11 protein-coding genes are annotated in these 12,580 nt (G+C 72.7%); 5 read left to right on the forward strand and 6 right to left on the reverse strand.

Annotated elements, in window-relative coordinates; all coding sequences use genetic code 11:
* The first annotated feature begins 6 nt into the window (after positions 1–6).
* From HW837_RS24540 to HW837_RS24555, 4 genes are all read left to right on the forward strand, one after another.
* Positions 7–3,237: a S41 family peptidase gene (locus HW837_RS24540; RefSeq protein ID WP_093789150.1), complete on the forward strand. Its 3,231-nt coding sequence runs from the start codon at positions 7–9 to the stop codon at positions 3,235–3,237.
* A 226-nt stretch (positions 3,238–3,463) separates the two neighbouring features.
* Entirely contained in the window at positions 3,464–3,817 is a 354-nt protein-coding gene (locus HW837_RS24545; protein WP_045557489.1) for a histidine triad nucleotide-binding protein, read from the forward strand.
* Positions 3,818–3,823: 6 nt separating this feature from the next.
* Positions 3,824–4,732 carry a ribonuclease Z gene (locus HW837_RS24550; RefSeq protein ID WP_045557488.1) on the forward strand — a complete coding sequence of 303 codons (909 nt, stop codon included), beginning with the start codon at positions 3,824–3,826 and terminating at the stop codon, positions 4,730–4,732.
* A 20-nt stretch (positions 4,733–4,752) separates the two neighbouring features.
* Positions 4,753–5,745 (forward strand): adenosine deaminase, encoded by a 993-nt coding sequence (locus HW837_RS24555; protein ID WP_093789151.1) that lies wholly within the window; start codon positions 4,753–4,755, stop codon positions 5,743–5,745.
* Between the two features lie 56 nt (positions 5,746–5,801).
* On the opposite strand, the gene HW837_RS24560 is transcribed toward HW837_RS24555, so the two are convergent.
* From HW837_RS24560 to HW837_RS24585, 6 genes are all read right to left on the reverse strand, one after another.
* Positions 5,802–6,995: an MFS transporter gene (locus tag HW837_RS24560; protein ID WP_093789152.1), complete on the reverse strand. Its 1,194-nt coding sequence runs from the start codon at positions 6,993–6,995 to the stop codon at positions 5,802–5,804.
* Between the two features lie 361 nt (positions 6,996–7,356).
* On the reverse strand, positions 7,357–8,466 hold the full coding sequence (locus HW837_RS24565; RefSeq protein ID WP_093789153.1) for a carbohydrate kinase family protein: 1,110 nt from the start codon (positions 8,464–8,466) through the stop codon (positions 7,357–7,359).
* Between the two features lie 284 nt (positions 8,467–8,750).
* On the reverse strand, positions 8,751–9,194 hold the full coding sequence (locus tag HW837_RS24570) for a MarR family winged helix-turn-helix transcriptional regulator (RefSeq protein WP_060884752.1): 444 nt from the start codon (positions 9,192–9,194) through the stop codon (positions 8,751–8,753).
* Positions 9,191–9,604: an EVE domain-containing protein gene (locus HW837_RS24575; RefSeq protein WP_045557483.1), complete on the reverse strand. Its 414-nt coding sequence runs from the start codon at positions 9,602–9,604 to the stop codon at positions 9,191–9,193. The genes HW837_RS24570 and HW837_RS24575 overlap by 4 nt, the downstream gene beginning before the upstream one ends.
* Positions 9,601–10,038 carry an SRPBCC family protein gene (locus tag HW837_RS24580; RefSeq protein ID WP_045557482.1) on the reverse strand — a complete coding sequence of 146 codons (438 nt, stop codon included), beginning with the start codon at positions 10,036–10,038 and terminating at the stop codon, positions 9,601–9,603. Before HW837_RS24580 ends, HW837_RS24575 begins: the two co-directional genes overlap by 4 nt.
* A gap of 144 nt (positions 10,039–10,182) precedes the next feature.
* A complete protein-coding gene (locus HW837_RS24585) occupies positions 10,183–11,484 on the reverse strand; it encodes a glucarate dehydratase family protein (RefSeq protein WP_313895575.1) in 1,302 nt (433 codons plus the stop codon).
* Positions 11,485–11,617: 133 nt separating this feature from the next.
* On the opposite strand from HW837_RS24585, the gene HW837_RS24590 reads away from it, so the two are divergent.
* Entirely contained in the window at positions 11,618–12,406 is a 789-nt protein-coding gene (locus tag HW837_RS24590; RefSeq protein WP_193382455.1) for an IclR family transcriptional regulator, read from the forward strand.
* The last annotated feature ends 174 nt before the right edge of the window (positions 12,407–12,580 follow it).

Raw genomic sequence — 12,580 nt, forward strand, 5'->3', positions numbered from 1 at the left:
GACCGGGTGACTCAGCTCGCGTATTTCCGGTATCCGCACCTGCACGGCGACCTGGTCGCCTTCACCGCCGAGGACGACGTGTGGGTCGCGCCTCTGGACGGCGGCCGTGCCTGGCGGGTCAGCGCGGACAACGTACCCGTGAACCATCCCCGGATCTCCCCGGACGGCACCACCGTCGCGTGGACCTCCACCCGGGACGGCGCGCCCGAGGTGCACATCGCGCCCGTCGACGGCGGCTCGGCCAAGCGCCTGACGTACTGGGGGAGTTGGCGCACCCAGGTGCGCGGCTGGACGCCCGACGGGCAGGTCCTCGCGCTCAGCACCCACGGCGAGGCCAGCCTGCGGCGCAGCTGGGCGCGCGCCGTGCCGCTCGACGGCGGACCGGCCACCACCCTCCCCTACGGGCCCGTCGGCGATGTCGCCCACGGGCCCGCCACCGTGCTGCTGTCCGCGCCGATGGGCCGCGAGGCCGCCTGGTGGAAGCGGTACCGGGGCGGCACCGCGGGCAAGCTGTGGATCGACCGCGCGGGTGAGGGCGGCGAGGGCGCCGGGGAATTCGAGCGTCTGCACACCGAGTTGGACGGCAACATCGAGTACCCGCTGTGGGTCGGGGACCGGATCGCGTTCCTCTCCGACCACGAGGGCGTCGGGGCGCTCTACTCCTCCCTCGGCGACGGCTCCGACCTGCGCCGGCACACCCCCATCGACGGCTTCTACGCCCGGCACGCGGCCACCGACGGCACCCGCGTCGTGTACGCGTCCGCCGGGGAGCTGTGGCTGCTGGACGACCTCGACGGCGTCGCCGAGCCGCGCCGGCTCGACATCCGGCTCGGCGGACAGCGCGTGGACCTCCAGCCGTTCCCGGTGAACGCCTCCCGCTGGTTCGGCTCCGCCTCGCCCGACCACACCGCCCGGGGCAGCGCCGTCTCCGTGCGCGGCTCGATCCACTGGATCACCCACCGCTCCGGCCCCGCCCGCGCGCTCGCCGCCGAGGACGGCGTACGGGCCCGGCTGCCCCGCACCTTCCGGGTGGAGGGCGAGGAGTGGGTGGTGTGGGTGACGGACGCGGAGGGCGACGACGCGCTGGAGTTCGCCCCGGCGACCGGCGTCGGCCCCGGCGCCACCCCGCGCCGGCTCGCCGCCGGGCAGCTCGGCCGCGTCCTCGGGCTCTCCGTGGCCCCCGACGGCAGCCGGGTCGCCGTCGCCGCCGACGACGGCCGGGTGCTGCTCGTCGAGCGGGAGACCGGCGAGGTGCGCGAGGTCGACCGCAGCGAGGACGGCGAGGTGACCGGGCTCGTCTTCTCGCCCGACTCCGCCTGGCTCGCCTGGTCGCACCCGGGCCCGCGCCCGCTGCGTCAGCTCAAGCTCGCCAACACCGCCGACCTGTCCGTCACCGAGGCGACCCCGCTGCGCTTCCAGGACTTCTCGCCGACGTTCACGCTCGACGGCAAGCACCTCGCCTTCCTCTCCGCCCGCGCCTTCGACCCGGTCTACGACGAACACGTCTTCGACCTGCACTTCGTCAGCGGCGCCCGCCCGCACCTGATCACGCTCGCGGCGACGACCCCGTCCCCGTTCGGACCGCAGCGCCACGGCCGGCCGTTCGAGGCACCCGACAAGGACGAGACCCCGGACAGCGAGGGCGCCCCCGCCACCCGGATCGACCTCGAAGGGCTCGCCGACCGGATCGTCCCCTTCCCGGTCGAGGCCGCCCGCTACTCCACGCTCCGCGCGGCCAAGGACGGTGTGCTGTGGCTGCGCCACCCCGTCACCGGCGTCCTCGGCCATCTACGGGCCACGCCCGACGACCCGGACCCCAAGACCTCCCTGGAGCGGTACGACCTCGCCCAGCGGCGCCTGGAGTACCTGGCGTCCGACGCCGACCACTTCGCCGTCAGCGGCGACGGCAAACGGGTCCTGCTGTGGACCGACGGCAAGCTCAAGGTCGTCCCCAGCGACCGGCGCGCCTCGGGCGACGACGACAGCGACTCCAACGTCACGGTCGACCTCTCGCGCATCCGGCGGACCGTCGATCCGGCCGCCGAGTGGCGCCAGATGTTCGACGAGACCGGCCGGCTGATGCGGGACAACTTCTGGCGGCCCGACCTGGGCGGCGTCGACTGGTCCGGCGTCCTGGACCGCTACCGCCCCGTCCTGGAACGGGTGGCCACCCACGACGACCTCGTGGACCTGCTCTGGGAGGTGCAGGGCGAACTGGGCACCTCCCACGCCTACGTCACCCCGCGCGGCCGGGGCGGCTCCGGCGACCGGCGGCAGGGCCTGCTCGGCGCGGACGTCTCCCGGCACGAGGACGGCCCCCAGGGAGCCCCGGTGTGGCGCATCGACCGGGTGCTGCCCTCGGAGACCTCCGACCCGGACGCGCACTCGCCGCTCGCCGCGCCCGGGGTGGCCGTGCGCGCCGGGGACGCGATCCTCGCGGTCGGCGGACAGCCGGTCGACCCGCTGGCCGGACCCGGGCCGCTGCTCGTCGGCACGGCCGGCAAGGCCGTCGAACTGACCGTGCTGCCGGCCGGCGGCGGTGACCTCCGGCATCCCGTGGTCGTGCCCATCTCCGACGAGGAGCCCCTGCGGTACCACGCGTGGGTCGCGGACCGGCGGGCGTACGTCCACGAGAAGTCGGGCGGCCGCCTCGGGTACCTGCACGTCCCCGACATGGTCGGCTCCGGCTGGGCCCAGCTCCACCGCGACCTGCGCATCGAGGTCGCGCGGGAGGGGCTGGTCGTGGACGTCCGGGAGAACCGGGGCGGGCACACCTCCCAGCTCGTGGTGGAGAAGCTGGCCCGGCGGATCGTCGGATGGGACCTGCCGCGCGGGATGCGGGCGAGCAGCTACCCCGACGACGCGCCCCGGGGGCCCGTCGTCGCCGTCGCCAACGAGTTCTCCGGGTCCGACGGGGACATCGTCAACGCGGCGATCAAGGCGCTCGGGATCGGGCCGGTGGTCGGGACGCGGACGTGGGGCGGGGTCGTCGGGATCGACAGCCGGTATCGGCTGGTGGACGGGACGCTGGTGACACAGCCGAAGTACGCGTTCTGGCTGGAGGGGTACGGGTGGGGCGTCGAGAACCACGGGGTGGATCCTGACGTGGAGGTCGTGCAGGCGCCCCAGGACCACGCGGCGGGGCGTGACCCCCAGCTCGACGAGGCGATCCGGATCGCGCTGGAGGGGTTGGAAGCGACGCCGGCGAAGACGGCGCCCTCCTTGCCGGAGTCCTAGGGCCGGGGGGTGCGTCGTCGGGTGCGGCTGAGTGGGGCTTCTCGCGCAGTTCCCCGCGCCCCTGAAAAGCAGGGGCTGCGCCCCCTGCTTTTCAGGCCCGCAGGGGCCTGATGCTTTCAGGGGCGCGGGGAACTGCGCGAGAAGCCCCCACGCACTCGCACCCGACGAAGCACCCCGGAGATAGCATGCCCCGGTACGGGATTCACCGGTGGCTGGGAGGCGACGTATGGCTGGGGAGCCGCAGGACGACTGTCTGTTCTGCAAGATCGTGGCGGGACACGTCCCCGCGACGATCGTGAGGGAGACGGAGACGACGGTCGCGTTCCGGGACATCAACCCCCAGGCACCGACCCACGTCCTGGTCATCCCGAAGGCGCACTACGCGGACGCCGCCACGCTCGCCACCGCCGCCCCCGGCCTCGCCGCGGACGTCCTGCGCGAGACCCAGGCCGTCGCGGACGAGGACAAGCTGGAGAGCTACCGCATCGTCTTCAACACCGGTACCGGCGCCGGCCAGACCGTCTTCCACGCGCACGCCCACGTCGTCGGCGGCCGCGGCCTGCAGTGGCCCCCCGGGTGACGAGCCGTGTCCGTACGTGAACTGGTGGTCCTCGGCACCGCCAGCCAGGTTCCGACCCGGCACCGCAACCACAACGGCTATCTGCTCCGCTGGGGCGCCGAGGGGCTCCTCTTCGACCCCGGCGAGGGCACCCAGCGTCAGATGCTGCGCGCCGGGGTCGCCGCGCACGACCTGAACCGCATCTGCGTCACCCACTTCCACGGCGACCACTCGCTGGGGCTGGCCGGCGTCATCCAGCGGATCAACCTCGACCGGGTCCCGCACGGCGTCACGGCCCACTACCCGCGCTCCGGCCAGCGGTTCTTCGACCGGCTGCGGTACGCCACCGCCTACCGGGAGACGGTCCAGCTGATCGAGGCGCCGGTCGACGGCGAGGGCGGCGTACTGGTCACCACCCCCGCCTACACGCTCGACGCACGCAAGCTCTCGCACCCCGTCGAGTCCTACGGGTACCGCCTCGTCGAGCCCGACGGACGCCGGATGCTGCCCGAGCGGCTCGCCGCGCACGGGATCAAGGGGCCGGACATCGGACGGATCCAGCGGGAGGGCGCCATCGGGGACGTCCGGCTCGACGACGTCAGTGAGCTGCGGCGCGGACAACGGTTCGCGTTCGTCATGGACACCCGGCTCTGCGACGGCGTCTACGCCCTCGCGGACGCGGCCGACATGCTCGTCATCGAGTCCACGTTCCTGAACGAGGACATCGAACTCGCCGTCGAACACGGCCATCTGACGGCAGGTCAAGCCGCTTCCGTCGCCCGCGACTGCGGGGTGCGGCACCTCGTGCTCACCCACTTCAGCCAGCGGTACACCGAGCCCGAGGAGTTCGAACGGCAGGCGCGGGCCGCCGGGTTCGAGGGGGAGCTGACCGTGGCCCACGACCTCCTGAGGGTGGCGCTTCCGAAACGGCGCTGAAGCGGCCGTACGATTCTTTGATGTCCCTCCCCAAAGCTGAACTGCACCTGCACATCGAAGGAACCCTGGAGCCGGAGCTGGCGTTCGCACTGGCCGCCCGCAACGGGGTCGCGCTGCCGTACGCGGACACGGAAGCGCTCCGCAAGGCCTACGAGTTCGAGGACCTCCAGTCCTTCCTGAACCTGTACTACGAGCTGATGGCGGTCCTGCGCACCGAGCAGGACTTCGCGGACCTCGCCGACGCCTATCTCGCCCGCGCCGCCGCCCAGGGCGTACGTCACGCCGAGATCTTCTTCGACCCGCAGGCCCACATCGCGCGGGGCGTGGGGATGGGGACGGTCGTCGAGGGGCTGTGGCGGGCGCTGGGCGGGAGCGAGGAGCGGCACGGGATCTCCACGCAGCTGATCCTCTGCTTCCTGCGGGACGAGTCCGCCGAGTCGGCCCTCGACACGCTGGAGGCAGCGAAGCCGTATCTCGACCGGATCGTCGGGATCGGACTGGACTCCGCCGAGGTCGGGCATCCGCCGGTCAAGTTCCGTGAGGTGTACGAGGCGGCCGCCGCGCTCGGACTGCGGCGCGTCGCGCACGCGGGGGAGGAGGGCCCGCCGGAGTACATCACCGAGGCCCTCGACGTCCTCGGGGTCGAGCGCGTCGACCACGGGCTGCGCTGCATGGAGGACCCCGACCTCGTCGCACGGCTGGTGCGCGAGCGGATCCCGCTGACGCTCTGCCCGCTCTCCAACGTCCGGCTGCGCGCCGTCGACTCCCTCGCCGACCACCCGCTGCCCGCCATGCTCGACGCGGGCCTGCTCTGCACGGTCAACTCCGACGACCCCGCCTACTTCGGCGGATACGCCGGCGACAACTTCGACGCCGTACGCCGGACCCTCGGCCTGGACGAGGACCGGCTGCGGGAGCTGGCCCGCAACTCCTTCACCGCGTCCTTCCTGGAGCACGACGAGGAGCGGCGGGCCCGGTACCTCGCCGAGGTGGACGCGTACGAGTTCGGGTGACCGTTCTGGCCCTGGGGCGGGCGCGGGGGGCCATGGCCCTTACGCCGCCCTCACGCCTAGGCCGCCGGGCGGTACTCCGGTTGCCCGGTGGTCGACTGCTCCTGGTAGCGGGCGTGTTCCGTGGTGGGCGTGGCGGTGCGCAGGGCCACCCAGGTCATGGGGGCCGTGATGAGGAGCAGGCCCACCGCCAGGATCGCACCCATCGCCGGGTAGCCGGCGTGGGCGGAGAGCAGACTGCCGACGAGGGGCCCGGCGGCCGTGCCGAGCGAGGACGCGGAGCCGATCAGGACCGCCCAGCGGCCACGCGGGTCGAGGGAGGCGGCGAGGCCGATGAGGTACGACAGGACGACCGGGTAGAGCGCGTTCCAGGCGATCTCGCCGGTGGCGAAGGTCGGCAGGTCGGTCGCGGTGGCGCTGAGCGCGATACAGCCGGAGATGAGGGCCGTGCCGGCGCCGATGGGGAGCGCGCGGCCGAAGCGCACGCCCAGCGCGCTCGCCCCGATCACCCCGAGCAGGCCCGCGCCGAGCGCCGTCGCGAAGACCGCGCCGACGGTGACCTCGGACAGCCCGGCCTGGGTCGTGCCGATGCGGCCGCTGACGCCCCAGAGGGAGTTCTGCGCCAGGGACCACAGCAGGAGCGTGACGGCCAGGGTCAGGCCGTGGCGCAGGTGGGGGAGCGGGCCCCGGTCCCGGGCGACCTGGGCGGTGGCCACGGGGTCGGCGAGCCGGGAGGTCGCCGGGAGGGTGAGCAGGGCCGTGAGGGCGAGGGCGGCGAGCGGAATGCCGTGGCCGGGGCCCAGGCGGGGGATCGTCAGATACAGGGCGCCGGCCAGTGCCGAGACGCTCAGCAGGCCCGTCGTCGACACCCGGTGCGGGTCGCGCTGCGCGGCGATCCCGGTCGCGGCCACGGCGGTCGCCGTACCGGAACCGAAGCCGCCGAGGACCGCGCCCACGACCACGGCGGGCAGGGCGGTGGTGAGCGCGGCGGTGCCGTAGCCGGCGGCGGCCAGCAGCAGGCCCGCGCGGGCGAGGCGGCGGGGGCCGAGGCGTGACACGTGCGCGGCGAGCGTGAAGCCGGCCGTGGCCGAGCCGAGCAGCAGCGCGCTGCCGACGGCGCCGGCCTCGGTGGTGGTGAGGGGGAGCGCCGCGTCGAGTCTGCCCACGGTGGTGGGCAGGAGGTACGCGGCGAGATACCCGGCCGTGAAAAGGGCGACGAGGGGCCAGGGCGGGGTGGTGGTGCGGGGGGACACGGGCGTTCCTGGACGTGCGAAGGTGCGGCTCGATGAGGGGGGTTGGGCGGCTGGCTGTCGACGGACAGGGACGCGCGGGAGAATTTGTATCACGGCGCGTTTGGGGTGGGGATCGGTGGGTAGACGTGTGGGTTTTTGGATGCGCCTGATGGCTCGGGGGTGCCTGTTTCGTCGGCGGGTGCGGGTGGGTGGGGCTTCTCGCGCAGTTCCCCGCGCCCCTGAAAGACCAGGCCCCTGCGGGCCTGAAAAGCATGGGGGCGCAGCCCCTGCTTTTCAGGGGCGCGGGGAACTGCGCGAGCGACCACGAACCATCCGCAGTCGCCGACGAAACAGGCACCCCCGAGCCATGACGCGCCCGGTCTCAAGCCGACCGGCGGAAGCCGATCGTCGGGACCGCCCGCCGCAGCGGCCACGGGCTGACGTGATCCTTCGGGAGGAAGTCCTCCAGGAAGGCGTACCGGCGCAGCGCCGCGGGATCCTGCCCGTCCAGCGACTGCACCCGCCGCCACCACGCCGCGATCTCCGCCCAGCCCGGCGCGGACAGCGACCCCCCGAACTCCTGCACCGACAGCGCCGCGGTCAGCCCCGCGAAGGCCAGCCGGTCCGCCAGCGGCCAGTCCGCCAGCGTGCCGGTGACGAACCCGGCCACGAACACATCCCCCGCCCCCGTCGGGTCCAGGGCCTCCACCGCGATGGCCGGCACCTCCGCCGTCTCACCGGTCCGCCCGTCCACGGCGTACGCGCCCTCCGCGCCCAGCGTCACCACGGCCACGGGGACGTGCTCGGTCAGCGCGCGGGCGGCGGCCCTCGGGCACTCGGCGCCGGTGTACCGCATCGCCTCGGCCGCGTTGGGCAGGAACGCCTCGCAGTGGGCGAGATCGGCGAGCCCCGCCAAGTCCCAGGCGCCGGTCTCGTCCCAGCCGACGTCCGCGAAGATACGGGTGCCCTTGCTCGCGGCCTGGGCGATCCAGGGGGCGCGTACGCCGGGCGTGAGGGAGGCGACGGCGGCGCGCGCAGGGGGTGGGCACTCCGGCGCGGACTCCTCCGGGGGCGCCTCGTGGCCGTGGGAGACCATCGTGCGCTCGCCCTCGTACGCCATGGAGACGGTGACCGGGGAGTGCCAGCCGAGGACCGTGCGGGAGGGGGAGAGGTCGATGCCCTCGCCCTGCTCCAGGGTGTCCCAGCAGTACTCGCCGTAGTGGTCGTCGCCGAAGGCCGCCGCGAGGGAGGTCCTGAGGCCCAGCCGGGCCAGGGCCGTGGCCATGTTGGCCACGCCGCCGGGGCTGGACCCCATGCCGCGGGCCCAGGACTCGGTTCCGCGCACCGGGGCGGAGTCCAGCCCGGTGAAGATGATGTCGAGGAAGACGGTGCCGGTCAGATAGACGTCCCAGGGCGGGTCACCCGGTGTGCGCAGGGCCCTCAGCGGGTCGACCTGGGGCCGGTGCGGTCGCTCTCCCTTGAACGCGGTCACGATGTGCTCCCTGGCGTGGTGCGGATCCAGCCAGTCTGCACCAAACGCTCCGCTGGGTGGGATGGGTCACGCCGGTGTGGGGGGCGGGTGCGTGGTCGGGTGCGGGCCCGGTGGGGCTTCTCGCGCAGTTCCCCGCGCCCCTGACGCGTCGATGGCTGCGGCGAGCACGGTGGCCTCGTGACGGACAGAGCTTCGAGCCGGCCGCGGTCGGAACCCACAGCTGCGAAACGGCGTATGTCCGGCGCGGTACGCGTCGGGTACGCCGTTTCGTCGGTGCGTAGCAGTCACTTGAGGCGCCGCAGCGCTCGCGTGAATGCGCCGGTCTCCTGCCCGAGGGCTCCGAAGAACTCGGCGTCGCACGCCTCGACCGCGACCACGGCGCGGTTCGCCAGCGCGCGCCCCTCCTCTGTCACAGCGAGCGCCCGTGCCCGGCCGTCCTGCGGGTGCGGGCGGCGCTCGACCAGACCGCGCCCTTCCAGGACGCGCAGAACCTGGGACGTCATCATGGGATCCGACGCGGCGTGGTCGGCGAGGGCCTTCTGTGTCACCGGCCCCTCGGATCCCAGCCAGGTCAACGTCGCGAGGAGCACGAACTGGACGTGGGTGAGCCCGTAGGGCTTGAGGGTGAGGCGGATAGCCGCCTGCCATCGGTTGGTGACCTGCCACAGGAGCAATCCGGGGCTTTCCTCGGCGTCGGTGTACCGGGTGTCCAGGTCGCGCGGGGTCACGGAGCGACCATGGCTGAACGAATCCGACGGAAATCACCTTCGGTCAGCTCGACCAGGCCGCGTCGCAGCTGATGGCCCCAGTTCGGGAGGGAGGTCAGGTCCAGGGAGCCGTCGAACCGACGGATGGATACTTCCACTGCGTGCTCCACATAACGGATTCGTCGACGCCAGGGTTGGAAGCCGCCTTCGTCGGCTTGCCAGATCTCGCCGTCGGTGATCTCGCCGATCGCGGTGAACGCCTGAAGGGTCTCACCGTCTCGCAGGCTTGTGCGTGGCGAATAGTAGATCAGCCAATCGCCGGGGCCGAGTCGGGCCAGGCCGGGGCGCTTGCCGTGGCCCAGTTGGGCTGTCCCTGCCTCGATGGCGCGGTGCACGTGGTCGCGGCTGACGACGCCCAGCCAGTACTTCACGCGAGGCCCCTTGCGGAAGAAGCCTCGGCCACGGCCTTCAGGCTGTCCAGATCTTGCTGCAGTGTCGCCTTGATGCCGTTGCCGAGGATCAGATTCCAGAGGTGGGACAGCGGCCCGGACAAGGTGACGGTCACCTGAACCTTCGTGCCGCCACCCTGGGTTTCCTCGACGAAGTGGCTGAACGTCATACGTGCCCCGGCGAGTCTGGAGACGTCGACGAATCGGTCGTCGGTGAGCTCGGCGATGACGAAGTTCGTCCTGGGGCCGCCCTTGGGCTTCAGGACACCGGTCGAACCGGCCTCGAAGGGTCCGTCGAGACGGACCCATTCAGTGTCGGCGTTCCACTCCGGCCAGGTCGCCATGTCGGCCCAGCGGGCAAAGAAGGCGGACGGGGCAGCGGTCGAAGCGGTCTGGGCGGTGCCTATGGTGATCATGCATTTAATATGCGCGCTTATTGATTTGAGGTCAACACCCTGCGGTCAGCACCCCGAGCCATGGCTCAGGCGCCGCCCCTGCTTTTCAGGGGCGCGGGGAACTCGGCGACCAGCCCCCACGCGCCCGCAGACGAACAACCGGCCTCACCAGCGAGGCACCGTCGGCGTCACCCACCCCGGCTCCGCCACCCGCATCGCCGCCGCGTCGTCCCGCTCCCGCAGGGAACCGTCGTCGGACAGCCACCGCCGGTGCAGGAACTCCAGCTTGTCCCGGTCGAGTTCGACCCCGAGACCCGGCGCGTCCGACACCCGTACCGCGCCGTCCTCGAAGGTGAGCCGTGCGGTGAGGACGTCCTCCGACTGCCACGGGTAGTGGGAGTCGCAGGCGTGGTGCAGGTTCGGCACGGTCGACGCCACCTGGGTCATCGCCGCGAGGCTGATCCCCAGGTGGGTGTTGGAGTGCATGGACACCCCGACGCCGAACGTGCGGCAGATCGCGGCCAGTTCACGCGTGTTGCGCAGCCCGCCCCAGTAGTGGTGGTCGGAGAGGACGACCTGCACGGCCCCCTTCGTGAACGCCTCCTCGATCTCCGCGAAGGTCGTCACACACATGTTGGTGGCCAGCGGCACCGACGTCCGCGACGCCACCTCGGCCATCGCGGCCGTCCCGAGCGCCGGGTCCTCCAGGTACTCGAGCACGTCCGCCAGCGCGTCCGCGACCTTCAGCGAGGTCTCCACCGACCAGGCCCCGTTCGGGTCCAGCCGCAGCGGATGTCCGGGGAACGCCTCGGCCAGCGCGCGGACCGCCGCGATCTCCTCGTCCGGCGGGAAGACGCCCCCCTTGAGCTTGAACGAGGTGAACCCGTACCGCTCCTTGAACCGCCGGGCCTGCTCCACGACCCCGGCCGGGTCCATGGCGGCCCCCCAGTCGTCCCGCTCGCCCACGACGCCCTCGGGGTGGTCGGCCCACTTGTAGAAGAGGTACGCGCTGTACTCCACGGTGTCCCGCAGCTTCCCGCCGAGCAGCGCGTGCACGGGCAGCCCCAGCGCCTTGCCGAGCGCGTCGAGACAGGCGACCTCGAACCCGGACACGACCGACAGCCGCAGCTTGTCGGCCGTCTGGACACCGCGCAGGCCGCCCACGTCGACCTGCCCGGAGACCCGGGCCCCGTCGACGGCCACCTCGTCGGCGAGCGTGAACAGCCCGTTCAGATCGCTGACCGGCCGGCCCACCAGCTTCTGAGCGAACGGTCTGGCCAGCTCCAGGTACTTGGTGTCGCCGTAGGTCTCGCCCAGGCCCGTGGTCCCGTCGGCGGTCACCACCTCCACGATCAGCCGGGGGGTGTACGGCTGGTGCACGCCCTGGGTGTTCAGCAGCGGCGGGTCGGCGACCAGGATCGGGGTCAGCCGGACCTCGGCGATGGTCAGGTCACGGGTCGCGGTCACGGGGCGGCTCCTATCAGAGGTCATCCAGGCGTGCACAACACTCGTCTACGTATAGAGATGGAGGTTAGATATGCGAACCCACCCGGGTCAATGGCGCCGCGTCGTCTCCTACGATCGGCGCATGTCGGAAACCATGTCGGAGACAGAGGGCGGCGTCCGTGAGGTGAAGTCCGCGGCGCGCACGGTCGACCTGCTGGAACTGCTGGCCGCGCGCGGCGACCGCCCCGCCCGCCTCCAGGAGCTGGCGGACGAGATGCGGGTTCCGCGCAGCTCGATGTACGCCCTGCTGCAGACCCTGATCGGCCGGGGCTGGGTCCGCACGGACACCACCGGGTCCCTCTACGGCATCGGCATCCGCGCCCTGCTCACCGGCACCGGCTACCTGGACTCCGACCCGCGTGTACGCGCCGTACGGCCCTACCTCGACGAGGCGTCCGAGGCGCTCGGCGAGACCATCCACCTCGCCCGCCTCGACGGCATGGACGTCGCGTATCTGGCGACCCGCGAGTCGCACGAGTACCTGCGCACGATCAGCCGTGTGGGCAGGCGCCTCCCCGCCCACGCCGGCGCCCTCGGCAAGGCCCTCCTCGCCGAGCGCCCCGACACGGACCTCCCCGAGGGCCCCTACGAGGCGCTCACCCCCCGCACCCACACCACCCGCGCCGCCCTCGCCGCGGACCTCGCCGCCGTCCGCGCCCGCGGCTACGCCGTCGACCGCGAGGAGGGCGTGCCCGGCATCGTCGGCTTCGGCTTCGCCCTGCGCACCGACACCCCCGCCGCCGACGCCATCAGCTGCTCCGTCCCGGTCGCCCGTCTCACCCCGGAGCACGAGGAAGGGATCGTGACGGTGATGAGAGAGATCCGAACCAAGATCGAGGCGACGACCCCGGGTGCGCCGGGGGGCGCGCCGGCATGGCGATGAAGGGCCAGGGCGCAGCCCAGCCCTTCAGGGGCGCGGGGAACTGCGCGATCAGCCCCCACCGGGCCGCAGACCGCCACGTACCCGCGGCCCCGAGCTCCCCCCGGTAAAAGCCCTACGGCACTGTCACCGCCGCGTCGTACTCTGGAAAAGGGCAACACGAGCCCCACGGCCAAG

The sequence above is a fragment of the Streptomyces caniscabiei genome, assembly GCF_014930365.1.
Taxonomy (GTDB): Bacteria; Actinomycetota; Actinomycetes; order Streptomycetales; family Streptomycetaceae; genus Streptomyces; species Streptomyces caniscabiei.